This window comes from Burkholderia sp. B10 (assembly GCF_004368385.1).
GTDB classification, from domain to species: Bacteria; Pseudomonadota; Gammaproteobacteria; order Burkholderiales; family Burkholderiaceae; genus Burkholderia; species Burkholderia vietnamiensis.
The window spans coordinates 31264-55849 of record NZ_PQMX01000022.1 but is presented as its reverse complement, the minus strand read 5'-3'; the positions used below and the strand labels follow the sequence as shown (position 1 = coordinate 55849).

Sequence of the window (24586 nt, the reverse complement as noted above, 5' to 3'; positions counted from 1 at the left end):
ACCGGACCACCCGGCCGCCATCATGGTTCAATTCGATCGCGGACCGCTCAACGCGCAGCCCGGCAGATCGCCAGAAAATCTTCAGCCTTCAGCGACGCGCCGCCGATCAGGCCGCCGTCGATGTCCGGCTGCGCGAACAGTTCTTCCGCGTTGTCCGGCTTGACGCTGCCGCCGTACAGCACCGACACGTGCGCCGCACCCTTCGCCGCGAGACGCGCACGCAGGAACGCGTGAACGTCCTGCGCCTGCGCCGACGTCGCGCTCTTGCCGGTGCCGATCGCCCAGACCGGCTCGTACGCGACGACGATGCGCGCCGCCTCGTCGGCCGTCAGCACGGCAAGCACGGCGTCGAGCTGCGCACCGACGACCCGCTCGGTCGTGCCCGCTTCGCGCTCGTCGAGCGTTTCGCCGACGCACACGACCGGCGTGAGGCCCGCCGCGAGCGCGCGCTGCGCCTTCGCGGCGACGGTCTCGTTGCGCTCGCCGTGATACGCGCGACGCTCCGAGTGACCGACGATCGCATACTGCGCGCCGAATTCCGCGACCATCGCGGCCGCCACTTCGCCGGTGTACGCGCCCTGCTCGTGCGCCGACACGTCCTGTGCGCCGAACGCCACCCGGCTGCCGCCGAGCACCGCCTGAACCTGCGCGAGATAGGGGAACGGCACGCATACGCCGATCGACGTGCCGGCCGCCACTGCGTCCGCGCCCTGCACCACTTCGTTCAGCAGCGCCTGGTTGCCGGCCAGCCGGCCGTGCATCTTCCAGTTGCCGATCACTCGCTTTGTTCGTTGTTTCGACATCGTGTCCGTCTCGTCACTATCTTGTCATTAACGTGCCGAAAAACCGGCCGTCAGGTGGATTCTGGCGAAGTAAACCCGCGATTTTACTGCGCCCGGCTTGAACCGGTCAAACCGCCGATGTCAAGCCCGGCCGCACGACCGTCAGGCGATCGTGCCCCAATCCAGCACGATCTTGCCGATGTGCTCGCCGCTTTCCATCAGCGCATGCGCCTGGGCGGCGTCGCCGGCAGGCAGCACGCGGTAGATGACCGGCTTGATGCGGCCGTCCGCGAGCAGCGGCCACACGCGCGCTTTCAGCTGGGCGGCGATGCGCGCCTTGAACTCGACCGGACGCGGACGCAGCGTCGAGCCCGTCACCGTCAGGCGGCGGCGCAGGATCTCGCCCAGGTTGATCTCGGCCTTCGCGCCGCCGAGCAGCGCGATCAGCACGATCCGGCCGCCGTCCGCCAGCGCGGAGAGTTCGCGCGGCAGGTACGCCGCGCCGACCATGTCGAGGATCACGTCGACGCCGCGGTCGTGCGTCAGCGACTTGACGACCTCGACGAAATCCTCGGTCTTGTAGTTGATCGCACGCTCGGCGCCGAGCGCCTCGCATGCCCGGCATTTGTCCGCCGTGCCGGCCGTCGCGAACACGCGGAAACCGAGCGCATGCGCGATCTGGATGGCCGTCACGCCGATCCCGCTCGAGCCGCCCTGCACCAGCAGCGTTTCCTGCTCGCCGCCCTCGCCCGCGCCGAGCAGCGCACGGTCGAACACGTTGCTCCACACCGTGAAGAACGTTTCGGGCAACGACGCGGCTTCGATGTCGGTCAGCCCGTCGGGCACCGGCAGGCATTGCGGCAGCGGCGCGACCGCATATTCGGCGTAGCCGCCGCCGGCGAGCAGCGCGCAGACGCGGTCGCCCAGCTTCAGCCCGAACGGGTTCAGCGCCGGATCGGACAGGTCGCCGCCGACGATCTCGCCCGCGACCTCGAGGCCCGGCAGGTCGGACGCACCGGGCGGCGGCGCATACGCGCCCTTGCGCTGGAACACGTCGGGCCGGTTCACGCCCGAAGCCGCCACCTTGATCAGCACCTCGCCGCGCGCCGGTTCGGGGCGCACGCGCTCCGTCAGCTTCAACACGTCGGGGGCACCGAATTCGGTGATTTCAATAGCTTTCATGGTGATGGCTCCAGGCTCGGAATCGGATGGCGAATGAGGCGCCCGCGCGCGGCGCGGATGCTGCGCCGGCGCTGCTGCGCCGCACAACGATGCTACAGAAAAAACGGCCGGCGCGCTTTCGCGCTGCCGGCCGTTCTCACGCGGGTCCGCTTACTGCTGCGGCGGCGTGTCCGACTGCGACGCGGCAGCCGCTTCGTTCAGCAGCGCCTTCGCCGACAGACGCACACGACCCTTCTCGTCCGTCTGGATCACCTTGACCTTAACCTGCTGGCCTTCCTTCAGGTAGTCGTTGATGTCCTTCACGCGCTCGTTGACGATTTCCGAGATGTGCAGCAGGCCATCCTTGCCCGGCAGCAGGTTCACGATCGCGCCGAAATCGAGCAGCTTGAGCACCGTGCCTTCGTACACCTGGCCGACTTCGATCTCGGCCGTGATGTTCTCGATGCGCTTCTTCGCTTCGGCCATGCCTTCGCTGCTCGTGCTCGCGATCGTCACGACGCCGTCGTCCGAAATGTCGATCGTCGTGCCGGTTTCTTCGGTCAGCGCGCGGATCACCGAACCGCCCTTGCCGATCACGTCGCGGATCTTTTCCGGGTTGATCTTGATCGTGATCATGCGCGGCGCGAACTCGGACAGTTGCGTGTTCGCACCCGACACTGCCGACGTCATCTTGCCGAGGATGTGCATGCGACCTTCCTTCGCCTGCGCGAGCGCGACCTGCATGATTTCCTTCGTGATGCCCTGGATCTTGATGTCCATCTGCAGCGCGGTCACGCCGTGCTCGGTGCCGGCCACCTTGAAGTCCATGTCGCCGAGGTGATCTTCGTCGCCGAGGATGTCGGTCAACACCGCGAACTTGTTGCCCTCGAGGATCAGGCCCATCGCGATACCGGCGACGTGCGCCTTCATCGGCACGCCGGCGTCCATCAGCGCGAGGCAGCCGCCGCACACCGACGCCATCGACGACGAACCGTTCGATTCGGTGATTTCCGACACGACGCGGATCGAGTAGCCGAATTCGTCGGCGCTCGGCAGGCACTTGACCAGCGCGCGTTTCGCGAGACGGCCGTGGCCGATTTCACGACGCTTCGGCGAGCCGACGCGGCCCGTTTCGCCCGTCGCGAACGGCGGCATGTTGTAGTGGAGCATGAAGCGCTCGCGGTATTCGCCTTCGAGCGCGTCGATGATCTGCTCGTCGCCCTTCGTGCCGAGCGTCGCGACGACGAGCGCCTGCGTCTCGCCACGCGTGAACAGCGCCGAACCGTGAGTGCGCGGCAGCACGCCGGTGCGGATCTCGATCGGACGCACGGTGCGCGTGTCGCGACCGTCGATGCGCGGCTCGCCGTTCAGGATCTGCGAGCGGACGATCTTCGCTTCGATGTCGAACAGGATGTTGCCGACGGTGGCCTTGTCGGCCGCGACCGTGCCGGCCGCCAGCGCGTCTTCTTCGAGCTTCGCCGAGGTCGCCGCGTAGACTTCCTTCAGCTTCGTCGAGCGCGCCTGCTTGTCGCGCAGCTGGTAAGCGGCGAGCAGATCGCCGTGCGCCAGTTCCGTCACGCGCGCGATCAGCGCTTCGTTCTTCGGGGCCGGCTGCCAGTCCCACTCCGGCTTGCCGCCTTCGCGCACGAGTTCGTGGATCGCGTCGATCGCGATCTGCATCTGTTCGTGGCCGAACACGACCGCGCCCAGCATCACGTCTTCCGGCAGCTGGTCGGCTTCCGATTCGACCATCAGCACCGCGCGCTCCGTACCGGCAACGACGAGGTCGAGGCTCGATGCCTTGATCTGGTCACGCGTCGGGTTCAGCACGTAGGCGTTGTCGATGTACGCGACGCGCGCGGCACCGACCGGGCCGTTGAACGGCAGGCCCGACACGGCCAGCGCGGCCGACGCGCCGATCAGCGCGGGAATGTCGGCCGGGATGTCCGGGTTCACGGACAGCACGTGGATCACGACCTGCACTTCGTTGTAGAAGCCTTCCGGGAACAGCGGGCGCAGCGGACGATCGATCAGGCGCGACGTCAGCGTCTCATGCTCCGACGGACGGCCTTCGCGACGGAAGAAGCCGCCGGGGATCTTGCCGGCCGAGTAGGTTTTTTCGAGGTAGTCGACGGTCAGCGGGAAGAAATCCTGGCCCGGCTTCGCCGACTTGGCGCCGACGACGGTCGCCAGCACGACGGTGTCTTCCACGTCGACGATGACGGCACCGCTCGCCTGACGGGCGACTTCACCGGTTTCGAGGCGCACCTTGTGCTGGCCCCACTGGAATTCCTTCACGACCTTGTTGAACATGGACATGGTTGCTCCTTTGAACTCATTCGTTTCATTCGCCGCGTGGGCCATCCCGCGCGGCGGCGTCCCGACCGAATCACCCGGAGCAAGGTGTGTTTTTTATGCCATTCCAGCGCGACGCTCGTCGAGCGGCGCGCTGGAATGACACAAATCCCGACCCCGGTATCAGCCGTTCCGGCAGCCCGGCCGCGATGTGCCGGACTACCTGCGATGCGTGTGACGCTGCGCACCGCGCAAAAACAAAATGCCTGCATCAGCGGACTGACACAGGCATCTTGCTGGCGGCAATCGCCTCGATTACTTACGCAGACCCAGCTTCTCGATCAGCGCGCGGTAACGGTCGGCATCCTTGCCCTTGAGGTAGTCGAGCAGCTTGCGGCGGCGGCTCACCATGCGCAGCAGGCCGCGGCGGCTGTGGTGATCCTTCGCGTGGGTCTTGAAGTGACCCGTCAGTTCGACGATACGTGCGGTCAGCAGTGCGACCTGGACTTCGGGCGAACCCGTGTCGTTGGTACCGCGGGCGAACTGAGCAACGACTTCCGACTTCTTGATATCTGCAACAGACATGTGATTTCCTTGATTTCGACTTTCCAACTGTACACGCGGACACGGAAGAATGGCCGTGCCGTGACTTACAACCGGCGCGCATTGTAGCACAACTACGCGCCGCTCCTACCGCCGCCCGTCACGGGCGCGTCATCGAACACGCGGACGGCAGCGACGTGCGCTGCGCCGGCACCGCCAGAATCGTCCGGAAGCCGTAGCCCGAGCCCTCGTTGTCGAAGCGAACGCCCGGCGTGCCGGCCTTGTCCATCTCCATCACGTAAAGGGGCTGGATCAGTTGATGATCCTGGGCGCGCATCGTCGACGCATGGAAGCCGTCGTCGAACGACAGCCCTTCCAGCGCGTGGGCCACCGCGACCGGGTCGGCCGAACCGGCCCGCTCCATCGCGGCCGCCAGCATCTCGATCATCAGGCTCATGCGCCGCACCGGATAGTCGTCCTGCGCGGCGGGGAAACGGGTGCGGAACGCACGGTAGAACGCGTCCGACTTCGCGCCTCCCGCGTTCGGGTGCCAGTCGGCGACGGCCACGACCCGTCCGACGCCCGCGTCGCCGAGCGCGGCCGGCGCGCCGAGACTGTTGCCGTAGAACGTGTAGAACTTCGCGTTCAGCCCCTGCTCGCGCGCCGCCTTCACGAGCAGCGTGAGGTCGTTGCCCCAGTTGCCGGTCACGACGGCGTCCGCGCCACTCGCGCGGATCTTCGCGATATACGGCGAGAAATCCTTGATGCGGCCGATCGGATGGAATTCGTCGCCGGCAATCGTCACGTCGGGGCGCCGCTCGGCCAGCGCCTGCCGCGCGAGCGTGCTGACGTCATGGCCGAAGCTGTAGTCCTGGTTCAGCAGATAGACCTTGCGCAGCGCGCGGTCGCGCGCCATCACGTCGGCGAGCGCGGCCATCCGCATCCCGGCGTGCGCGTCGAAACGGAAATGCCAGAAACTGCAGCGCGCGCCGGTGAGCGCCGGATCGTCGGCCGAATAATTAAGGAGCAGCATCCGGTTGTCCGGCGTGCGCGCGTTCAGCTTGTCGAGCGCGGTGACCAGCGCGGCCGCCACCGCCGAGCTGTTGCCCTGCGCGACGAAGCCGATGTGACGGTCGGCCGCCGCGCGCAACTGCACGAGCGCATCTTCCGGGCTGCCCTTGCTGTCGAGCACGACGAGTTCGAGCGGATGCTTGCCGTCGCGCAGCTTCACGCCGCCCGCCGCATCGACCTGCTCGACGCCGAACCGCAGGTTGCGCTCGACTGCCGCGCCCGCATTCGCGAACGGGCCCGACATCCCTTCGATCAAGGCGATCCGCACCGGCTCGCCTGCCGCCTGCGCGCACGACGCCAGCATCCATCCGGCGCTCCACGCGAGCGCCCATCGCTTCCATGATTGCATCCGTTACCTGCCGCTGAATCTGTCCGGGGAAAGCGCGGATCATAGGCCGCCCGCGCCGCCGCCCGCAAGCATCGCGCGACGCGGCGCCGGCCGGCGATCCGCACCGATTTTTGCGCGCGCGTGCGCGGGCACGCGCGGTCCGTGATACAACTGAACGGTTAGCGAGTTCTGGAGAAACCCATGCGCATTCGCATTCCCATGCGCCTGCCGGTGCTGATCGCCTGCGCGGCGACGCTCGTCGCCGGCTGCGCCCAACCGTGGCAGCAATACCAGGCCGGCCAGGACGAGTCGGCGATCGTCGCGCGCATGGGCCCGCCGCGCGAGATCTACGATCTCCCCGGCGGCGGCAAGCGGATGATGTGGCCGACCCAGCCGATGGGCGAGATCACGATCGCGGCCGACATCGACGCGGCCCATCGGATCGTCAACGTGCGCCAGGTGCTGCAGCCGAGCGAGTTCTATCGCGCCGAAATCGGCAAGTGGACCAAGACCGACGTGCTCGTCAACTTCGGCCGCCCGGTCGAAACCTCATACTTCCCGCTGATGAAGCGCGAGGTGTGGACGTACCGGTATCTCGAGGACAACGTCTGGTACATGATGTACAGCTTCTATTTCGATCCGCAGGGCATCCTGCGCACGACGCAGAAAACCCCCGATCCGCTGCACGACCCCGATCGTCGTAATCTGTTCTGAGCTTCGATTGCGCATTTTCGCGCAATTTTCACAATGGCCATTTACGTATCGATGCGTAAATGGCCATTTCGTTTTTTCCGCCCTGGTTCATTAATCGCGATTCCTCCGCGGTAATGCTTTCCGATGCCACAACGCTCGCGTGGCGACATGCCGAATCGCTTGTGGCGCAATGCCAGCAGCCCCGCGCATGGACTATCCGTTCCGTGCGTTGAATTGGTGCAATTGATGCACCTTGCCGAATCGAGTTGAAACAATTTGTATCAATGACCCCTGGCACTAGGGCGTACCCCTAATATCGGTCGAATCAAACCTTTCAATTTAGAAAGCATCTGACCGCTCACGTTTTGTGCGGTGTCTATTCGTTTCTGTCGAAAAGGAGTCCTCATGAACCGCCCGAAGAGCATGCTGGTTGCCAACATCGCCTGGGCCCGCGAGACGCGCGAACACACGCCCGGCTTCTTCGATACGCTCGCGCGCGGTCAGAATCCGCGCGTGCTGTGGATCGGCTGCTCCGACAGCCGCGTGCCCGCCGAAACCATCACGCACAGCGTGCCCGGCGAGTTGTTCGTCCATCGCAACATCGCGAACCTGTTCCATCCCGACGACGACAATTCCGCGAGCGTGCTCGAGTACGCCGTGCGCGTGCTGAAGGTCGACCATGTGATCGTCTGCGGTCACTACGGTTGCGGCGGCGTGCGCGCGTCGCTGCTGCCGCCGCCGGCCGACCTGCCGCACGTGGCGCGGCGCATCGCTCCGCTCTGCGCGCTCGCACGACGCCATCGCGACACGCTCGGCGGCCTCGACGAAACGGCTGCCGCCGATCGTCTGGCCGAATTGAACGTCCTCGAACAGGTGCGGCTGCTGCGCGCGTCGCCGATCGTGCGCGGCCGCGAGCGCCCGCCGCTCGTGCACGGCTGGATCTTTTCGCTCGCCGACGGCCGCCTGAAGGAGCTCGACTCCGGCTATACGGCGCCCGAGCCGGCCGAATCCGACCTCGAGCACGCCGCCACGGCCGCGGCAGTCGGCTGATCCGCGCCTTCTTCCACGCCAATGACATCGCCCTCATCATGAAACTGAACGAGCATCTATCCACCCTGCCGCGCGACATGGTCGCCGGCATCGTCGTGTTCCTCGTCGCGCTGCCGCTTTGCCTCGGTATCGCGAGTGCATCCGGCGTCGAGCCGTTCGCCGGGCTCGTGTCCGGCATCGTCGGCGGGATCGTCGTCGCGCTGCTCAGCGGCTCGTCGCTGTCGGTGAGCGGCCCCGCGGCCGGCCTCGTCGTGATCGTCGTCGAAGGCATCGCGCAGCTCGGCAGCTTCTCCGCGTTCCTGCTCGCCGTACTGCTGTCCGGCGTGCTGCAGTTCGGCTTCGGCATGCTGCGCGCCGGCCGCTTCGCCGCTTACGTCCCGTCGCCCGTGATCAAGGGCATGCTCGCCGCGATCGGCATCCTGCTGATCGTCAAACAGATTCCGTATGCGCTCGGCATCGGCGGCGCGGGCTCACCAGCGCTTGGCTCGTGGATGGCGCTGCCGACCGCGTGGGCGGCAACCGCCATCGCGATCGCGTCGCTTGCGCTGCTGCTCGCCTGGGACACGCCCGCGCTGCGCCGCTTCGCATGGGTGCGCTCGGTGCCCGCGCCGCTCGCGGTCGTCGTGCTCGGCATCGGCGCGACGCTCGTGCTCGGCGCGCTGGCGCCGTCGGCCGCGCCGGGCGCCGCGCATCGCGTGACGCTGCCGGAATTCGACTCGTTCGCCGCGCTCGCGGCGTCGCTCAAGCACGCGGAACTCGGCCCGAACTTCGCGCAACTGGTCAATCCGGACGTGTGGCGCGTCGCGATCACGCTGGCGGTCGTCGCGAGCCTCGAGACGCTGCTGTGCCTCGAAGCGGTCGAGCAGATCGATCCGAAGCGGCGGCCGGCGCAGCCGGACCGCGAGTTGAAGGCGCAGGGCGTCGGCAACCTCGTCGCGGGCGCGTTCGGCGGCCTGCCGATCACGTCGGTGATCGTGCGCAGCTCGGCCAACGTCAACGCCGGCGCGCAAAGCCGGATGTCGGCGATCGTGCACGGCATCCTGCTGCTCGCCAGCGTGTTCGCGCTCACCGGCCTGATCAACCTGATCCCGCTCGCGAGCCTCGCCGCGATCCTGATCCATACGGGCATCAAGCTCGCGAAACCCGCGCTGTTCCGCTCGGTGATGAACCAGGGCCCCGCGGCGTTCGTGCCGTTCGCCGCGACGATCGCGGGCGTGCTGGCCGTCGACCTGCTGTTCGGCATCGCGCTCGGCCTCGCCTGCAGCGTGCTGGCCGTCGCGGTCGCGAACCTGAAGAGCCCCGTCACGCTCGCGCAGCACGACGACCACTTCCTGCTGTCGTTCCGCAAGGACGTGTCGTTCCTCGGCAAGGTGCAGGTCAAGCATCACCTGCGCCACATCCCCGATCGGGCTGCCGTGATCATCGACGCGACGCGCGCCGACTACATCGATCACGACGTGCTCGAACTGCTCGACGCGTTCATCGCCGAGGCGCCGCGGCGCGCGATCACGGTCGAGTTCCGGCGCCGCAAGCCGGCCGCCGCCGCGGCTGCCCGCCGCTGGTCGTGGCGTGCGCCGGCCGCCGAATGACCGGCCCATGAAAAATGCCCCGTGCGGCGTATGGCCGCACGGGGCATTTCAGGTGTTACCGGCGCGCGACGCTTACGCGCGTTGCGGGTTGAGCTTGTCGTCCTTCGAGTGCAGCTTGTTCAACGCGGCGATGTACGCCTTCGCGGAAGCCGCGACGATGTCCGGGTCGGTGCCGACGCCGTTCACGATGCGCCCGTTCTTCGACAGCCGCACCGTCACTTCGCCCTGCGCCTGCGTGCCGGTCGTGATCGCGTTCACCGAATACAGCAGCAGCTCGGAACCGCTGCCGACTTCGCCCTCGATCGCGTTGAACGTCGCATCGACCGGGCCGTTGCCGCGCGCCTCGCCGGTCACCTCGCTGCCTTCGACCGCGAACACGACCTTCGCCTGCGGCTGCTCGCCGGTTTCCGAATGCTGCGACAGCGACACGAACTTGAAGTGCTCCTGCTCCTGCGCGAGCGCCGATTCTTCGGAGACGATCGCGATGATGTCCTCGTCGAAGATCTCGGCCTTGCGGTCGGCGAGATCCTTGAAGCGCATGAACGCGGCGTTCAGTTCGGCTTCGCTGTCGAGCGACACGCCGAGCTCCTGCAGCCGCTGCTTGAACGCGTTACGGCCCGACAGCTTGCCGAGCACGATCTTGTTCGCGGTCCAGCCCACGTCTTCCGCGCGCATGATCTCGTAGGTGTCGCGCGCCTTCAGCACGCCGTCCTGGTGGATGCCGGAAGCGTGCGCGAACGCGTTCGCCCCGACCACGGCCTTGTTCGGCTGCACGACGAAACCGGTGATCTGCGACACGAGCTTCGAGGTCGGCACGATCTGCGTCGTGTCGATGCCGACGTCGAGGCCGAAGTAGTCCTTGCGCGTCTTCACGGCCATCACGATTTCTTCGAGCGACGTATTGCCCGCGCGCTCGCCGAGACCGTTGATCGTGCATTCGACCTGACGCGCGCCGCCGATCTTCACGCCCGCGAGCGAGTTCGCGACCGCCATCCCGAGGTCGTTGTGGCAATGCACGGAGAAGATCGCCTTGTCCGAATTCGGAATGCGTTCGCGCAGCGTCTTCACCAGGTTGCCGTAAAGCTCCGGCACGCCGTAGCCGACCGTATCGGCGATGTTGATCGTCGTCGCGCCTTCGGCGATCACCGCTTCCAGCACGCGGCACAGGAAGTCGAGATCCGAGCGGCTGCCGTCTTCCGGCGAGAACTCGACGTTGTCGGTGAACTTGCGTGCAAAGCGCACCGCGAGCCGCGCCTGCTCGAACACCTGGTCCGGCGTCATGCGCAGCTTCTTTTCCATGTGCAGCGGCGACGTCGCGATGAACGTGTGGATCCGCGCGCTGCTGGCCGGCTTCAGTGCATCGGCTGCGCGCTGGATGTCCTTGTCGTTGGCGCGCGCGAGCGAGCAGATCGTGCTGTCCTTCACGAGCCCGGCGATCGTGTGGATCGCGTCGAAGTCGCCGTTCGAGCTGGCCGCGAAACCGGCCTCGATCACGTCGACCTTCATCCGCTCGAGGTGCTTCGCGATGCGGATTTTCTCTTCCTTCGTCATCGACGCGCCGGGCGATTGTTCACCGTCACGCAACGTCGTATCGAAAATGATCAGCTTGTCTGTCATGGGGGGCTCCAGGGCTCTTTATGCGGGAATCAAACGTAATGAGATCGCGCCACCGCTGGCGACGCTCAACAACAGACGAAGCTTGACGGGGGGCGAGAACGGTCAGCGCGGCAGGCGCGCCAAAGCTAGCGCGCGTAGCGGCGCACCGGCTAGAAGGAGGGAGAGGCGGGAAAATGCGGTCATGCCGACGACTATAGCGACAATCCGCCGGGTGTGCAATCCGCCCGCACCCGGGATGCGCGGGCGCGCAGCAGGATAAGGGACAAATGAAAACGGCGGCCTCATGGCCGCCGTCGTTCCGTGGTTCGGTGCAGATGTGCGTCAGTGCTCGCGCTGCGACGAGCGCGCCGGGTTGGCACGGCCGCGCACGGCCATGTACGCCCAGAACACGTAGCCGGACAGCCCGTACAGCACGAACAGGCAGAACAGCATCAGCGGCGGATCGGACGACACCAGCACGAACGCCACCACCACCAAGAGGATCGCCGCGAACGGCACGCGATGCCGCACGTCGAGCGCCTTGCCGCTGTAGAACGGCGCGTTCGACACCATCGTCACGCCCGCGTAGATCGTCAGCACGAACGCGACCCACGGCAGCCAGCCGAGCTTCATCGGCACGCGGTTGTCGGTGGCGAGCCACACGAAGCCGGCGATCAGCGCGGCGGCGGCCGGGCTCGGCAGCCCCTGGAAGAAGCGCTTGTCGACGACGCCAATGTTGGTGTTGAAGCGCGCGAGCCGCAGCGCCGCGCCCGAGCAGTAGACGAAGGCGGCAAGCCAGCCCCAGCGGCCGAGATCCTTCAGCACCCATTCGTACATCACGAGCGCGGGCGCCACGCCGAACGACACCATGTCGGACAGGCTGTCGAACTGTTCGCCGAACGCGCTCTGCGTATGCGTCATGCGCGCGACGCGCCCGTCCATCCCGTCGAGCACCATCGCGACGAAGATGGCGATCGCGGCGATCTCGAAGCGCACGTTCATCGCCTGCACGACCGCGAAGAAGCCGCAGAACAGCGCAGCGGTCGTGAACGCGTTCGGCAGCAGATAGATGCCGCGCGTCTTCAGGAACCGCTGGCGCGCGGCGCGGCGACTTTCGCTCGGCACCGGATCCGATGCCATCACCTTGTTGCGGCGAAACGGGCGCGGCGTCTGGCTGGTGCCGTTGCGCGGCCGGCGCGGTTTGAATGCGGCCATCGTGCGTCCCGCCGTTTACTGTTCGAGTTCGGCGAGGATCGTCGACGATGCGTACACCTTCTCGCCGATCGACACCTTCGCGCGGCTGCCGAGCGGCAGATAGACGTCCACGCGCGAACCGAAGCGGATGAAACCGTAACGCTGACCACGCGACAGCGGCTCGCCCGCGCGCACGTAGCAGAGGATCCGGCGCGCGATGAGGCCGGCGATCTGCACGGCGGTGACGGTCTTGCCGCTCGCCGTCTGGATCACGACCGCGTTGCGCTCGTTCTCGGTCGACGCCTTGTCGATCGCCGCGTTCAGGAACGCGCCCGGGAAGTACTCGACCTTCGAGATCGCGCCATCGACCGGCGAGCGCTGCGAATGGACGTTGAAGACATTCATGAACACGCTGATCTTCAGCGCTTCGCGGTTCGCATACGGATCGTGCGAGGTTTCGACCGCGACGATACGGCCGTCCGCCGGGCACAGCACCGCGTTCGGCTGCGCCGGAATCGGGCGCTGCGGATCACGGAAGAACTGGACCACGAAGACGAGCAGCAGCCAGAACGGCCATGCGAAGCCGAAGCCCCCGATGGCGTGGATCAACAACGCGATGACGGCTGCAATCGCGATGAACGGCCAGCCTTCGCGCGCGATGATCGGATGAGGATAGTTCATGGGTTCGTTCGGTGTTCGGTGAATTGCAAAGCCCGTAGGATAGCAAAAGCCGCCCGGGGCACCGTTGCCTTCGGGCGGCTTTTTGCTACCGACCCTCCACTCGGAGGGCCGGAACAGCACGCGGAGCTTAGTTCTTCGTCTGGTCGACGAGCTTGTTCTTCGCGATCCACGGCATCATCGCGCGCAGCTTCGCACCAACCTGCTCGATCTGGTGCTCGGCCGTCAGGCGGCGGCGCGATTGCAGCGTCGGTGCGCCGGCCTTGTTTTCGAGGATGAAGCTCTTCGCGTACTCGCCCGTCTGGATGTCGGTCAGGCACTGCTTCATCGCCTTCTTCGTCTCTTCGGTGACGACGCGCGGGCCCGTCACGTACTCGCCGTACTCGGCGTTGTTCGAGATCGAGTAGTTCATGTTCGCGATGCCGCCTTCGTAGATCAGGTCGACGATCAGCTTCAGCTCGTGCAGGCATTCGAAGTACGCCATTTCCGGCGCGTAGCCGGCTTCCACCAGCGTCTCGAAACCAGCCTTGATCAGCTCGACGGTACCGCCGCACAGCACGGCCTGCTCGCCGAACAGGTCGGTTTCGGTTTCTTCGCGGAAGTTCGTTTCGATGATGCCGGCACGGCCGCCGCCGTTCGCCGCCGCATACGACAGCGCGATGTCGCGTGCTGCGCCCGACTTGTTCTGCGCGACCGCGATCAGGTGCGGCACGCCGCCGCCTTGCGAGTACGTGCCGCGCACGGTGTGGCCCGGTGCCTTCGGCGCGATCATGATCACGTCGAGGTCGGCGCGCGGGATCACCTGGCCGTAGTGGACGTTGAAGCCGTGTGCGAATGCCAGCGCCGCGCCTTGCTTGATGTTCGCGTGGACTTCCTTCGCGTACACGTCGGCGATCTGCTCGTCGGGCAGCAGCATCATCACGACGTCAGCGCCCTTCACCGCTTCGGCGACTTCCTTGACCGACAGGCCGGCGTTCTCGGCCTTGCTCCACGACGCGCCGCCCTTGCGCAGGCCGACCGTCACGTTTACGCCGCTGTCCTTCAGGTTCAGCGCGTGCGCATGGCCTTGCGAGCCGTAGCCGATGATCGTGACTTGCTTGCCCTTGATGAGGGAGAGGTCGGCGTCTTTGTCGTAGAAAACGTTCATGATGGTTCCTTCGCTAATTCAAAAATTCAACAATTCGTTCGGATTGGATACTGCGAGCCGGGACATGACGGCGCACCCGGCGTGCTGGTTGCCACCTGGTCGGCATCACACCTTCAGGATGCGCTCGCCGCGTCCGATGCCGGAGCTGCCGGTGCGCACGGTCTCGAGGATCGCGCTCGCGTCCAGCCCCTGGATGAATGCGTCGAGCTTGTCGCTCGCGCCCGTCAATTCGATCGTGTAGGTCTTTTCGGTCACGTCGATGATGCGGCCGCGGAAAATATCCGACATCCGCTTCATTTCTTCGCGCTCCTTGCCCACTGCACGTACCTTGATCAGCATCAGCTCGCGTTCGATGTGGGCACCGTCGGTCAGGTCCACCACTTTCACCACCTCGATCAGGCGGTTCAGATGCTTCGTGATCTGTTCGATCACGTCGTCCGAGCCAATGGAAACGATGGTCAGCCGCGACAGCGATTGGTCTTCGGTCGGCGCCACCGTCAAGGTTTCGATGTTGTAGCCGCGTGCGGAAAACAGACCGACCACGCGCGACAGCGCGCCCGGTTCGTTTTCCAGCAGGACGGAAATGATGTGTCTCATGTTCGCTTCTTCCAGAATGTGTCCGTGTCGATTCACTCGCGCCGCGCGCCGCCCGGTACCCCGCCGCCCTTCGTGAAGGCGGCCGCTCCGGACCAAGCGCGCGTCGCGCCGTTACAGGTCTTCCGAGCCGAGTAGCATCTCGGTGATGCCCTTGCCGGCCTGTACCATCGGCCAGACGTTTTCGGTCGGATCGGTCTGGAAGTCGAGAAACACGGTGCGGTCCTTCAGGCGCAGCGCCTCCTTCAGCGCCGGCTCCACATCCGAAGTCTTTTCGATCCGCATGCCGACATGGCCGTACGCCTCGGCGAGCTTCACGAAGTCGGGCAGCGCATCCATGTACGAATGCGAATAGCGCTTGCTGTATTCGATCTGCTGCCACTGGCGGACCATGCCGAGATAGCGGTTGTTCAGCGAAATGATCTTCACGGGCGTGTCGTACTGCAGGCAGGTCGACAGTTCCTGGATGCACATCTGGATCGAGCCTTCGCCCGTGATGCACAGCACGTCGTCGTCCGGGTGCGCCATCTTGACGCCCATCGCTGCCGGCAGGCCGAAGCCCATCGTGCCGAGGCCGCCGGAGTTGATCCAGCGACGCGGCTTGTTGAAACGGTAGAACTGCGCGGCCCACATCTGGTGCTGGCCGACGTCCGAGCACACGAACGCGTTGCCGTCCGTCAGCTCCCACGCCTTCTCGACCACGTACTGCGGCTTGATGATCTCGCTTTCGCGGTCGAACTTCAGGCAGTTCTTGCCGCGCCAGCCTTCGATGTCCTTCCACCACTGCGCGAGCGCTTCGGTGTCGGGGCCATGCTCGGCCGTCTGCAGCTGCTCGATCAGTTCCTTCAGCACTTCCTTCACGTCGCCGACGATCGGAATGTCGACCTTCACGCGCTTGGAAATGGACGACGGATCGATGTCGATGTGGATGATCTTGCGCGGACGCGACGCGAAGTGCGCCGGGTCGCCGATCACGCGGTCGTCGAAGCGCGCACCGATCGCGATCAGCACGTCGCAGTGCTGCATCGCCATGTTCGCTTCGTACGTGCCGTGCATGCCGAGCATGCCGAGGAATTTCTTGTCCGACGCGCGATAGCCGCCGAGGCCCATCAGCGTGTTCGTGACCGGGTAGCCGAGCAGGTCGGCGAACTGGTTCAGCTCGCGCGACGCATCGGCGAGGATGATGCCGCCGCCCGTGTAGATATACGGACGCTTCGCGGACAGCAGCAGCGACACGGCCTTGCGGATCTGGCCCGAATGCCCCTTCGTGACCGGGTTGTACGAGCGCAGCGACACGCTCTTGACCGGCTCGTACGGGCACGGCGTCTTGGAGATGTCTTTCGGGATGTCGATCAGCACGGGGCCCGGACGGCCGGTGCGGGCGATGTAGAACGCCTTCTTGACCGTCTCGGCGAGGTCGCGCACGTCCTTCACGAGGAAGTTGTGCTTCACGCACGGACGCGTGATGCCGACCGTATCGCACTCCTGGAACGCGTCCTGACCGATCGCGGCAGTCGGCACCTGGCCGCTGATCACGACCATCGGGATCGAATCCATGTAGGCCGTCGCGATGCCGGTCACCGCATTGGTGACGCCGGGGCCGGACGTGACGAGACAGACGCCGACGTTGCCGGTGGAACGCGCATACGCATCGGCTGCGTGCACGGCCGCCTGTTCGTGGCGCACCAGCACATGCTGAATCTTGTCCTGCTTGTAGAGCTCGTCGTAGATGTAGAGTACCGAGCCGCCGGGATAACCCCAGATGAATTCGACCTTTTCGTCGGCCAGTGCCTTCATGAGCACGGTGGCGCCGATGGAGTCGCTATCGGGAGGGGAAAGGGGTTCCGACGTGGAGAATTCCGCGCTGGGCATGTTCATTTTGACCTTTCGAATTTTCGGCAAAAAATTGATCGGGTGCTCTCTGCCGGGCTTGTGGCTCGGGTTCAAGCGGCGCGTCTAGTTTGAAGGGCGGGCTTCATGGGCCAGCCTCAAATGAGACCATCACTTCATGTTGCGAATCGCTGACGATATCCGGTCGCGAAAGGGTCGTCAAGCAAAATATCCCGCGCCGCATCAATCGCCGCGGCCGCCGGCCCGTGCCCGGTGCTCGCGCGCAACGTGCCGCGCCGCAACCGGTGCCAAGCCGCGCGAAAATTTGTTAGCATCCGCGGGTTTTACGAAATTTTTCGACCTTTCACACGCCGCAGTCCGCAGCGCATACCTTTACGGAATGGCATCAGACAAGGAACTCGCCGACTTTCTGGCGGGCGTCGAAAGGCGCGCGTTCAAGCAGGCTGCGTACGCCGTGCGCGACGACGATGCGTCGCTCGACATCGTGCAGGACGCGATGATCAAGCTGGCGGAGAAATACGGCGACCGGCCGGCGGCCGAGTTGCCGCTGTTGTTCCAGCGGATCCTGCAGAACGCGATCCACGACTGGTTCCGCCGGCAGAAAGTCCGCAATACGTGGGTCACGCTGTTCTCGTCGCTCAACAGCGGCGACGACGAAGACTTCGATCCGCTGGAAACGCTCGAATCCGCGGACGACAATGCAGGAGTCGAAAGCACCGAGCACCGCCTCGAGCGCGAGCAGGTCCTGGCCCTCATCGACGAGGAAATCCAGAAACTCCCGACGCGTCAACGGGAAGCGTTCCTGATGCGTTATTGGGAAGATATGGATGTCGCCGAGACTGCCGCCGCAATGGGGTGCTCCGAAGGCAGCGTCAAGACGCACTGCTCGCGAGCCACCCACACGCTGGCGCACGCGCTCAAGGCCAAAGGAATCACGCTATGAGCTCCGCCCCCGTAAATCGAGAACACGAATTCGCGCTGAAGGTTCGCCGCGCGCTGGACGAACGTGCCGCGGCGCTGCCTGCCGCGACCACCGATCGCCTGGCCGCCGCGCGCCGCGCCGCGCTCGCGCGCAAGAAGCCGGAAGCGGCCAGCGCGCCGGTGTTCGTGCCGGCCTTCGCCGGTGCGGCCGGTGCCTACGGCACGCCGCCCGCGAGCCGCCCGCGCGCGTCGTTCGCGCGTCGGCTGCTGCGCGCGTGGCCGCTCGCCCTGCTGCTCGCGGGACTCGTCGGCATTGCTTACTGGGAAGACATGCAGCGCACCGCAGAACTCGCCGACATTGACGCGGCGATGCTCAGCGATGACCTGCCGCTCAACGCGTATCTCGATCACGGGTTCAACGCGTATCTTTCGCGCGCACGCTAACAGACAATAAACGAGGGGATCGCACGGGTGAGTCAGAAACGCGGCCTGGCCGTATTTTTCGGATGCGTGATCGCGATCGCCGTTTCGTACGTCGCCACCTACTCCCGATTCAACCCGCCGCCCGCGGCGGTCTCGCCCGCGGCCACCAGTGCGCCCGCGCCGACCTCCTCCGCCGTCGGGCTAACCGCCGATCTCGCGCCACTTCCGCTTCCGCTGCCGGCCGCCAACGGCCCGCTGTCGTGGGCGCGCCTGAGCGCGGCCCAGCGCGCGGCGCTCGCGCCGTTTGCCGATCAGTGGGACGGCTTCAGCGACGCTCGCAAGCGAAAATGGCTGAGGATCGCGTCACGTTTCGCGAAGTTGACACCCGAAGCGCAGAAACAGCTGCAGGAGCGAATGGCCGAATGGGCGCACATGACGCCCGAGCAGCGACGCGTCGCGCGCGAGAACTATCAGAGCGCGAAGGAACTGTCCGCGCAGGCGCGCGAACGCGCGTGGAAGGCCTATCAGCAATTGCCCGAGGAACAGAAGGAGCGGCTCGCCGCGACCGAACGCCGGCGCCGGCCGAGCGTCGTCAGCGCGCCGCCGACCGGCGCGGACCGCGACGTGCGCCGCCTCGTGCATGCGCGCGAGCATCCGGCCAGCAACCCGGCCGCCGCGGTACCCGCTTCGGCCGGCGCGGGCGTGCCGCCCGCCGCCTCGGCCACCTCCGGCGCACCACCGGCCGCCACGCCGGTGTCGCCCGTCGACGCCCCGTCACTGTTCAAGGGTTCCTGAACTGCCGTGGCGAGCGCTCCCGCAGCCACCCAAGACTCGAGCGACGCCGTGCCATCCGTGCGCCGGCGCCTCGCCGCGATGCTGTATGAAGCCGTCCTGCTGTTCGGCGTGGTGTTCTTCGCCGCGCTCGCCTTCAGCGTCGTGCTGCAACAGCGCAACGGCCTCGTCCATCACAACCTGCTCGCCGCGTGGATCGCGCTCGTGGTCGGCGCGTACTTCCTGTGGTTCTGGACCCACGGCGGTCAGACGTTGCCGATGAAGACCTGGCGGCTGCGGCTCGAATCGTCGAACGGCCAGCCGCTGACCGCCGGTCACGCGCTCGTGCGCTATGCGCTCGCCTGGCTGTGGTTCCTGCCGCCGCTCGCGCTGCATCCGTTGCTCGGGCTGTCGGTGCCCGTCACGCTCGCGCTCGCGGCCGCGTGGATCGCGGCCTGGGCCGGCGCCGCCCGTCTGCACGCGGGGCGGCAATTTCCGCACGATCGACTCGCGCGCACGCGCGTCGTCGCGGTTTCGCGTTGATGCGCTGAGCTGCTCGGGCCGCTTCCTCGGCCTGCTTTGCTTCCCCGCTGCTCCGTCGCCGCTAGCGGCCGGCTTCACATTCCGCTGACGAAACCGCACGCGGTCTCCGCAAACGCCCGGCCGTCCCGCCACCCGCGAGCCAGCACCCCAAACCGGGCGCCCGATCACGCAACACCACCCCACCCCCGACTAAACAAGCAATCACGACAGTAATAAGAACGTCTCGTGACTGTCATGGCATGGTCACGCCCGCGTGGCGCAATGCCGGTAATGTCAACCGGCGCGAGTCATGCATGGGCCAGAAAACGTCCGCGACCTCACTGTTCCGTCAACCGATCGGCGCCCGCGCCGCCACCGCCTTCCTGTCCGGCGCCGCCGCGGCCGGCGCGCTGTCGCCGCATGAGCCGCCCGCTGCGCACGCGACGCAGCACGACGATTCCGAATCGTCGATGCATCGCTACCGCACGATCTGGCTGTCGGACATCCACCTCGGCTCGAGCGGCTGCCAGGCGCCGTACCTGCTCGACTTCCTGCGCCACAACGATTCGGAATACCTGTACCTGGTCGGCGACATCATCGACGGCTGGCAGCTGAAGAAGGGCTGGTACTGGCCGCAGGCGCACAACGACGTCGTGCAGAAGATCCTGCGCAAGGCGCGCAAGGGCACGCAGGTCGTCTACATCCCCGGCAATCACGACGAAGGCGCGCGGCAGTTCTGCGATCTCGCGTTCGGCGACATCCAGGTGCGCGGCGAAGCGTTCCACACGACGCTCGCAGGCAAACGTTTGTGGATCGTGCACGGCGACCTGTTCGACGGCGTGATCCAGCACGCGAAGTGGCTCGCGTACCTCGGCGACACGCTGTACACGCTGATCCTCGTGCTGAACCGGTGGTTCAACCGGATCCGCAGCCGGCTCGGCTTCCAATACTGGTCGCTGTCGCAGTACCTGAAGCACCAGGTGAAGAACGCCGTCAATTTCATCTCGAAGTTCGAGAACGTGATGACCGACGAAGCGCGCCGCCGCGGCTGCGACGGCGTCGTGTGCGGACACATCCACAAGGCCGAAATCCGCGACATCGACGGCGTCCTGTACTGCAACGACGGCGACTGGGTCGAAAGCCTGTCCGCGCTCGTCGAGACGACGGAGGGCGAACTGAAGGTCGTCTACTGGACGGCGATGCGCGCCGCACCGTCCGCAGCCCCGTCGCGCAAGGCCAAGGCGGCCGCCTGACACAACCCAACTTACAGGACACAGCCGCGATGAAGATCATGCTCGTCACCGACGCGTGGGAACCGCAGGTCAACGGCGTCGTACGCACGCTCAAGAGCACGTCGCGCGAGCTCGCCGCGCTCGGCCATCGGGTCGAGATGCTGACGCCGCTCGAATTCCGTACGGTGCCCTGCCCGACCTACCCGGAGATCCGTCTGTCGATCCTGCCGTACCGCAAGCTGCGCGCGCGGATCGACGCGTTCGCGCCCGATGCGCTGCACATCGCGACCGAAGGCCCGCTCGGTCTCGCCGCGCGCCGCTACGCGCGCGCGCGCAAGCTGCCGTTCACGACCGCGTATCACACGCGCTTTCCCGAATACGTGCAGGCGCGCTTCGGCATCCCGCTGGCGGCGACCTACCGCTTCCTGCATTGGTTCCACGCGCCGTCGCGCGCGGTGATGGCGCCGACGCCGGTCGTGAAGCAGGATCTCGAGAAGTTCGGCTTCACGAACGTCGTGCTGTGGACCCGCGGCGTCGACCTCGACATCTTCCGGCCGATGGACTCGAAGGTGCTCAACACGGCGCGGCCGATCTTCCTGTACGTCGGGCGCGTCGCGATCGAGAAGAACGTCGAGGCGTTCCTGCGTCTCGATCTGCCGGGCTCGAAGTGGGTCGCGGGCGAAGGCCCGGCGCTCGCGGAGCTGAAATCGCGCTACCCGGAAGCGAACTATCTCGGCGTCCTGTCGCAAGCCGAGCTCGCGAAGGTGTATGCTGCGGCCGACGTGTTCGTGTTCCCGAGTCGCACCGACACGTTCGGCCTCGTGCTGCTCGAGGCGCTCGCGTGCGGCACGCCGGTTGCCGCGTACCCCGTCACCGGCCCGATCGACGTGCTCGGCGGCGGCAATGCGGGCGCGATGCACGAGGACCTGCAGGAAGCCTGCCTCGAGGCGCTGAAGATCGAACGCGACACCGCGCGCGCGTGGGCCGAGCGCTTCTCGTGGCGCGCGGCGTCCGAGCAGTTCGCGTCGCATCTGCAGCCGCTGCCGAAGACTGCGTACTCGCCCGCCGAAGGTGCTGCCATTTGAAACGAGACCTGAACGACCACACCTCACCGACTGCCGCAACGGCACCCACGCATCGCCCGTTCGACGAAGAAGAGCCGCACGCCGACACCGACGCGCACGCGTCCGAGCCGCTCGGCCCCGACGACGGCCTCGCGCCGCTGCCGCCGAACCCGTACAAGCGCCATCGCGGCATCACGCGCGCGTGGTACGCGCTGCGTCATTCGCTGAACGGCCTGCGCGTCGCGATCCGCGAGGAGAGCGCGTTCCGGCAGGAGCTCACGCTCGCCGCGGTGATGCTGCCGGCCGGCGCGTTCGCACCGGTGCCGGCCGCATCGCGCGCGCTGCTGATTGCGTCGGTGCTGCTGGTGCTGATCGTCGAACTGCTGAATTCGAGCGTCGAGGCCGCGATCGACCGCATCTCGCTCGAGCGCCACGAGCTGTCCAAACGCGCCAAGGACTTCGGCAGTGCGGCCGTGACGATCGCGCTGTTCGCCTGCGTGACGACCTGGGGCTTCGTGCTGGGGCCGGTGGTGGCGGGCTGGCTGGGCTTCTAGCCGAACACGCCGGCGCGCCGGTGCGGCGGCGCACCATGCGTCGCGCGCATTGCGATGACGAAATGCGCGCGACGCGGGGAAACAGCGGTTTATAATCGTCCGCCAGACTTAGAACAGCAACCCGCGCCGGACGAATCTCGCAGCATCGATTGCAGCGCCCGCCAGTCCGGCATACAAAGGGCCGGACGACATGGAAGCGAAACCTCCCCGCCGCACCCGCGAACGGATTCTCGAGTTGTCGTTGAAACTCTTCAACGAGATCGGCGAGCCGAACGTCACGACCACGACGATCGCCGAGGAAATGGAAATCAGTCCAGGCAACCTGTACTACCATTTCCGCAACAAGGACGACATCATCAACAGCATCTTCGCGCAGTTCGAGCAGCAGATCGAACGGCGGCTGCGCTTTCCCGAAGATCACCGTCCCACCATCGACGAGACCTGGTCGTACCTGCAGTACATGGCCGATTTCATGTGGACCTACCGGTTCCTGTATCGCGACCTCAACGACCTGCTCGCGCGCAATCGCACGCTCGAAACCCACTTCAAGCAGATCATCAGCCACAAGGTGCGCTTCGCGCACGACATGTGCGAGCTGCTCGTGTCCGACGCCGAGATGGTCGCGACGCCTGCCGAAATCGAAGTCATCGCCACCAACATGGCCGTGATCTCGACGTACTGGCTGTCGTATCAGTACGTGATGCATCCGCGCAAGTACAACGACCAGGACGCGATCCGCGAAGAGCTGCACCAGGTCAGCATGCACGTGATCTCGATCATGGCCCCGTACCTGCGCGGCCGCTCGCGTCAGCTGTTCGACGATCTGGTGTCCGGCAAGCTGCCCAAGCGCGAGTTCACCGACTACCTGCCGCCGCGCGACGGGTCGCCGCGCGCCGCCGGCAGCAGCGCCGCCGCCGCCACGAAGCCGGCCGCGAAGGACGTGAAGCAATGAAGGCTGTCTGCGTGTATTGCGGCTCGTCGTCCGGCGTGCGGCCCGTCTATGCGGACGCCGCGCGCGCGTTCGGCCGTGCGCTCGTCGCGGCGGACCTCACGCTCGTCTACGGCGGCGGGCGCGTCGGCCTGATGGGCACGATCGCCGACGAAGTGATGGCGGCCGGCGGCCGTGCGGTCGGCGTGATTCCCGAACTGCTGGTCGACAAGGAAGTCGGCCATACGGGGCTGTCCGAGCTGCACGTCGTCCCGGACATGCATCACCGGAAGAAGATGATGGCCGATCTCGCCGACGCATTCGTCGCGATGCCCGGCGGCGCCGGCACGCTCGAGGAGCTGTTCGAGGTCTACACCTGGGCGCAACTCGGCTATCACCGCAAGCCGGTCGCGCTGTACAACATCGATTCGTTCTACGACCCGCTGATCGCGATGCTGCGCCATACGGTCGACGAAGGCTTCATGCGGCCGACCTATTTCGACACCCTGTGCATCGGCGCCGAACCGGTCGCGCTGATCGAGCAGCTACGCCGCTACCAGCCGCCCGCGCGCGACAAGTGGGCGCCCGACGCCGCCAAATAACGCGCCGACAACGCTCCAACGCTCGGCCGCCCGAGCACTCACCCGAGTCCGCAGATGATGCCCTCGCCGTCCGACCGCAAGACCGTTCTCATCACCGGCGCGAGCCGCGGCATCGGCCGCGCGAGCGCCGTGCTCGCGGCGGCGCGCGGCTGGGACGTCGGCATCAACTACACGCGCGACGCGGCGGCCGCCGAACTGACCGCACGAGCCGTGCGCGACGCCGGCGGCCGCGCGTGCGTGGTCGCGGGCGACGTGTCGAACGAAGCGGACGTCATCGCGATGTTCGACGCCGTCGCGACCGCGTTCGGCCGCCTCGACGCGCTGGTCAACAACGCAGGCATCGTCGCGCCGTCGATGCCGCTCGCCGACATGTCGGTCGACCGCTTGCGGCGCATGTTCGATACCAACGTGCTCGGCGCGTATCTGTGCGCGCGCGAAGCCGCGCGCCGACTGTCCACCGACCGCGGCGGGCGCGGCGGCGCGATCGTCAACGTGTCGTCGATCGCGTCGCGGCTCGGCTCGCCGAACGAGTACGTCGACTATGCCGGCTCGAAAGGGGCGGTCGATGCGCTGACGATCGGCCTCGCGAAGGAACTGGGTCCGCATGGTGTGCGGGTCAACGCGGTGCGCCCCGGCCTGATCGAGACCGAGATCCATGCGAGCGGCGGCCAGCCCGACCGCGCGGCCCGGCTCGGCGCGCAGACGCCGCTCGGCCGCGCGGGCGAAGCGCATGAGATCGCCGAAGCGATCGTGTGGCTCATCAGCGACGCGGCGTCGTACACGACCGGCGCGCTACTGGACGTCGGCGGCGGCCGCTGATCCGGCCCCAGGGCGGCCGCCCCGGCCGCCGCCCGACTCGCCCGGTGGTCACAACACCACAAATCTCCACAATATCGTGGCGCTCCCAGTAAACATTCGTAACAGTTCCGTGGTCTACTAGCGCCCAGCGACGCAACCGGCCATCCGGCTGCCAGGTCGCGTCGATGCAAGCCAAAAC

At 66.4% G+C, this 24586-nt stretch carries 24 protein-coding genes; 13 read left to right on the top strand and 11 right to left on the bottom strand.

Annotated elements, in window-relative coordinates; translation table 11 throughout:
* Nucleotides 1-47: 47 nt before the first annotated feature.
* From tpiA to C3Y15_RS13795, 5 genes are all read right to left on the bottom strand, one after another.
* Nucleotides 48-803, bottom strand: a complete 756-nt coding sequence (tpiA, locus tag C3Y15_RS13820; RefSeq protein WP_014723359.1) for a triose-phosphate isomerase — start codon at nucleotides 801-803, stop codon at nucleotides 48-50.
* 141 nt (nucleotides 804-944) lie between these two features.
* Nucleotides 945-1964 carry an NAD(P)H-quinone oxidoreductase gene (locus C3Y15_RS13815; RefSeq protein ID WP_059474986.1) on the bottom strand — a complete coding sequence of 340 codons (1020 nt, stop codon included), beginning with the start codon at nucleotides 1962-1964 and terminating at the stop codon, nucleotides 945-947.
* Nucleotides 1965-2114: 150 nt separating this feature from the next.
* Complete coding sequence (gene pnp / locus C3Y15_RS13810; RefSeq protein WP_011885539.1) at nucleotides 2115-4262, bottom strand: polyribonucleotide nucleotidyltransferase; 2148 nt, start codon at nucleotides 4260-4262, stop codon at nucleotides 2115-2117.
* Between the two features lie 291 nt (nucleotides 4263-4553).
* Nucleotides 4554-4823 carry a 30S ribosomal protein S15 gene (rpsO, locus tag C3Y15_RS13800; RefSeq protein ID WP_006398792.1) on the bottom strand — a complete coding sequence of 90 codons (270 nt, stop codon included), beginning with the start codon at nucleotides 4821-4823 and terminating at the stop codon, nucleotides 4554-4556.
* Nucleotides 4824-4941: 118 nt separating this feature from the next.
* Entirely contained in the window at nucleotides 4942-6201 is a 1260-nt protein-coding gene (locus tag C3Y15_RS13795; RefSeq protein WP_011885540.1) for a branched-chain amino acid ABC transporter substrate-binding protein, read from the bottom strand.
* Nucleotides 6202-6381: 180 nt separating this feature from the next.
* On the opposite strand from C3Y15_RS13795, the gene C3Y15_RS13790 reads away from it, so the two are divergent.
* The 3 genes from C3Y15_RS13790 (at nucleotide 6382) to C3Y15_RS13780 (ending at nucleotide 9512) form a co-directional block, all read left to right on the top strand.
* Complete coding sequence (locus tag C3Y15_RS13790; RefSeq protein WP_011885541.1) at nucleotides 6382-6894, top strand: hypothetical protein; 513 nt, start codon at nucleotides 6382-6384, stop codon at nucleotides 6892-6894.
* Between the two features lie 384 nt (nucleotides 6895-7278).
* The gene (locus C3Y15_RS13785; protein WP_014723363.1) at nucleotides 7279-7923 is read left to right on the top strand and encodes a carbonic anhydrase; all 645 of its coding nucleotides are present in this window, start codon (nucleotides 7279-7281) and stop codon (nucleotides 7921-7923) included.
* A 38-nt stretch (nucleotides 7924-7961) separates the two neighbouring features.
* On the top strand, nucleotides 7962-9512 hold the full coding sequence (locus C3Y15_RS13780) for a SulP family inorganic anion transporter (protein WP_069246281.1): 1551 nt from the start codon (nucleotides 7962-7964) through the stop codon (nucleotides 9510-9512).
* Between the two features lie 72 nt (nucleotides 9513-9584).
* Here C3Y15_RS13780 and C3Y15_RS13775 read toward each other — a convergent pair whose 3' ends face one another.
* The 6 genes from C3Y15_RS13775 to C3Y15_RS13745 form a co-directional block, all read right to left on the bottom strand.
* Entirely contained in the window at nucleotides 9585-11129 is a 1545-nt protein-coding gene (locus C3Y15_RS13775; RefSeq protein WP_045578922.1) for a 2-isopropylmalate synthase, read from the bottom strand.
* A 321-nt stretch (nucleotides 11130-11450) separates the two neighbouring features.
* Nucleotides 11451-12323 (bottom strand): CDP-diacylglycerol--serine O-phosphatidyltransferase, encoded by an 873-nt coding sequence (gene pssA / locus C3Y15_RS13765; RefSeq protein ID WP_011885545.1) that lies wholly within the window; start codon nucleotides 12321-12323, stop codon nucleotides 11451-11453.
* Between the two features lie 15 nt (nucleotides 12324-12338).
* Nucleotides 12339-12983: a phosphatidylserine decarboxylase gene (locus tag C3Y15_RS13760; protein WP_011885546.1), complete on the bottom strand. Its 645-nt coding sequence runs from the start codon at nucleotides 12981-12983 to the stop codon at nucleotides 12339-12341.
* A gap of 127 nt (nucleotides 12984-13110) precedes the next feature.
* Nucleotides 13111-14127 (bottom strand): ketol-acid reductoisomerase, encoded by a 1017-nt coding sequence (gene ilvC / locus C3Y15_RS13755; protein ID WP_006478252.1) that lies wholly within the window; start codon nucleotides 14125-14127, stop codon nucleotides 13111-13113.
* A gap of 105 nt (nucleotides 14128-14232) precedes the next feature.
* Nucleotides 14233-14724 carry an acetolactate synthase small subunit gene (gene ilvN / locus C3Y15_RS13750; RefSeq protein WP_006750445.1) on the bottom strand — a complete coding sequence of 164 codons (492 nt, stop codon included), beginning with the start codon at nucleotides 14722-14724 and terminating at the stop codon, nucleotides 14233-14235.
* 111 nt (nucleotides 14725-14835) lie between these two features.
* Entirely contained in the window at nucleotides 14836-16599 is a 1764-nt protein-coding gene (locus tag C3Y15_RS13745; protein ID WP_014723366.1) for an acetolactate synthase 3 catalytic subunit, read from the bottom strand.
* 352 nt (nucleotides 16600-16951) lie between these two features.
* Between C3Y15_RS13745 and C3Y15_RS13740 the strand changes: the two genes are divergently transcribed.
* From C3Y15_RS13740 to C3Y15_RS13695, 10 genes are all read left to right on the top strand, one after another.
* Entirely contained in the window at nucleotides 16952-17515 is a 564-nt protein-coding gene (locus C3Y15_RS13740) for an RNA polymerase sigma factor (protein ID WP_011885548.1), read from the top strand.
* Nucleotides 17512-17937: a DUF3619 family protein gene (locus C3Y15_RS13735; protein ID WP_011885549.1), complete on the top strand. Its 426-nt coding sequence runs from the start codon at nucleotides 17512-17514 to the stop codon at nucleotides 17935-17937. The genes C3Y15_RS13740 and C3Y15_RS13735 overlap by 4 nt, the downstream gene beginning before the upstream one ends.
* 27 nt (nucleotides 17938-17964) lie before the next feature.
* The gene (locus tag C3Y15_RS13730; RefSeq protein WP_011885550.1) at nucleotides 17965-18711 is read left to right on the top strand and encodes a DUF3106 domain-containing protein; all 747 of its coding nucleotides are present in this window, start codon (nucleotides 17965-17967) and stop codon (nucleotides 18709-18711) included.
* A 6-nt stretch (nucleotides 18712-18717) separates the two neighbouring features.
* Nucleotides 18718-19230: an RDD family protein gene (locus C3Y15_RS13725; protein WP_041493867.1), complete on the top strand. Its 513-nt coding sequence runs from the start codon at nucleotides 18718-18720 to the stop codon at nucleotides 19228-19230.
* A 293-nt stretch (nucleotides 19231-19523) separates the two neighbouring features.
* Nucleotides 19524-20462: a UDP-2,3-diacylglucosamine diphosphatase gene (locus tag C3Y15_RS13720; protein WP_011885552.1), complete on the top strand. Its 939-nt coding sequence runs from the start codon at nucleotides 19524-19526 to the stop codon at nucleotides 20460-20462.
* 29 nt (nucleotides 20463-20491) lie between these two features.
* A complete protein-coding gene (locus C3Y15_RS13715; protein ID WP_011885553.1) occupies nucleotides 20492-21526 on the top strand; it encodes a glycosyltransferase family 1 protein in 1035 nt (344 codons plus the stop codon).
* Nucleotides 21523-22059, top strand: a complete 537-nt coding sequence (locus C3Y15_RS13710) for a diacylglycerol kinase (protein ID WP_011885554.1) — start codon at nucleotides 21523-21525, stop codon at nucleotides 22057-22059. Before C3Y15_RS13715 ends, C3Y15_RS13710 begins: the two co-directional genes overlap by 4 nt.
* 190 nt (nucleotides 22060-22249) lie before the next feature.
* Nucleotides 22250-23011, top strand: a complete 762-nt coding sequence (locus C3Y15_RS13705) for a TetR/AcrR family transcriptional regulator (protein ID WP_014723369.1) — start codon at nucleotides 22250-22252, stop codon at nucleotides 23009-23011.
* Nucleotides 23008-23589, top strand: coding sequence for a TIGR00730 family Rossman fold protein (locus C3Y15_RS13700; RefSeq protein ID WP_034194062.1), 582 nt, complete (start codon nucleotides 23008-23010; stop codon nucleotides 23587-23589). The genes C3Y15_RS13705 and C3Y15_RS13700 overlap by 4 nt, the downstream gene beginning before the upstream one ends.
* 57 nt (nucleotides 23590-23646) lie before the next feature.
* Entirely contained in the window at nucleotides 23647-24408 is a 762-nt protein-coding gene (locus tag C3Y15_RS13695; RefSeq protein ID WP_034194084.1) for an SDR family oxidoreductase, read from the top strand.
* The last annotated feature ends 178 nt before the right edge of the window (nucleotides 24409-24586 follow it).

What these genes read in the sequence shown, in the direction of transcription:
- ilvC (WP_006478252.1), bottom strand. Translation starts at nt 14,127, where the DNA reads ATGAACGTTTTCTACGACAAAGACGCCGACCTCTCCCTCATCAAGGGC.
- C3Y15_RS13790 (WP_011885541.1), top strand. Translation starts at nt 6,382, where the DNA reads ATGCGCATTCGCATTCCCATGCGCCTGCCGGTGCTGATCGCCTGCGCG.
- C3Y15_RS13740 (WP_011885548.1), top strand. Translation starts at nt 16,952, where the DNA reads ATGGCATCAGACAAGGAACTCGCCGACTTTCTGGCGGGCGTCGAAAGG.
- pnp (WP_011885539.1), bottom strand. Translation starts at nt 4,262, where the DNA reads ATGTCCATGTTCAACAAGGTCGTGAAGGAATTCCAGTGGGGCCAGCAC.
- ilvN (WP_006750445.1), bottom strand. Translation starts at nt 14,724, where the DNA reads ATGAGACACATCATTTCCGTCCTGCTGGAAAACGAACCGGGCGCGCTG.
- C3Y15_RS13735 (WP_011885549.1), top strand. Translation starts at nt 17,512, where the DNA reads ATGAGCTCCGCCCCCGTAAATCGAGAACACGAATTCGCGCTGAAGGTT.
- C3Y15_RS13745 (WP_014723366.1), bottom strand. Translation starts at nt 16,599, where the DNA reads ATGAACATGCCCAGCGCGGAATTCTCCACGTCGGAACCCCTTTCCCCT.
- C3Y15_RS13715 (WP_011885553.1), top strand. Translation starts at nt 20,492, where the DNA reads ATGAAGATCATGCTCGTCACCGACGCGTGGGAACCGCAGGTCAACGGC.
- C3Y15_RS13695 (WP_034194084.1), top strand. Translation starts at nt 23,647, where the DNA reads ATGCCCTCGCCGTCCGACCGCAAGACCGTTCTCATCACCGGCGCGAGC.
- C3Y15_RS13700 (WP_034194062.1), top strand. Translation starts at nt 23,008, where the DNA reads ATGAAGGCTGTCTGCGTGTATTGCGGCTCGTCGTCCGGCGTGCGGCCC.
- C3Y15_RS13775 (WP_045578922.1), bottom strand. Translation starts at nt 11,129, where the DNA reads ATGACAGACAAGCTGATCATTTTCGATACGACGTTGCGTGACGGTGAA.
- C3Y15_RS13780 (WP_069246281.1), top strand. Translation starts at nt 7,962, where the DNA reads ATGAAACTGAACGAGCATCTATCCACCCTGCCGCGCGACATGGTCGCC.
- tpiA (WP_014723359.1), bottom strand. Translation starts at nt 803, where the DNA reads ATGTCGAAACAACGAACAAAGCGAGTGATCGGCAACTGGAAGATGCAC.
- C3Y15_RS13760 (WP_011885546.1), bottom strand. Translation starts at nt 12,983, where the DNA reads ATGAACTATCCTCATCCGATCATCGCGCGCGAAGGCTGGCCGTTCATC.
- C3Y15_RS13720 (WP_011885552.1), top strand. Translation starts at nt 19,524, where the DNA reads ATGGGCCAGAAAACGTCCGCGACCTCACTGTTCCGTCAACCGATCGGC.
- C3Y15_RS13795 (WP_011885540.1), bottom strand. Translation starts at nt 6,201, where the DNA reads ATGCAATCATGGAAGCGATGGGCGCTCGCGTGGAGCGCCGGATGGATG.
- rpsO (WP_006398792.1), bottom strand. Translation starts at nt 4,823, where the DNA reads ATGTCTGTTGCAGATATCAAGAAGTCGGAAGTCGTTGCTCAGTTCGCC.
- C3Y15_RS13815 (WP_059474986.1), bottom strand. Translation starts at nt 1,964, where the DNA reads ATGAAAGCTATTGAAATCACCGAATTCGGTGCCCCCGACGTGTTGAAG.
- pssA (WP_011885545.1), bottom strand. Translation starts at nt 12,323, where the DNA reads ATGGCCGCATTCAAACCGCGCCGGCCGCGCAACGGCACCAGCCAGACG.
- C3Y15_RS13705 (WP_014723369.1), top strand. Translation starts at nt 22,250, where the DNA reads ATGGAAGCGAAACCTCCCCGCCGCACCCGCGAACGGATTCTCGAGTTG.
- C3Y15_RS13785 (WP_014723363.1), top strand. Translation starts at nt 7,279, where the DNA reads ATGAACCGCCCGAAGAGCATGCTGGTTGCCAACATCGCCTGGGCCCGC.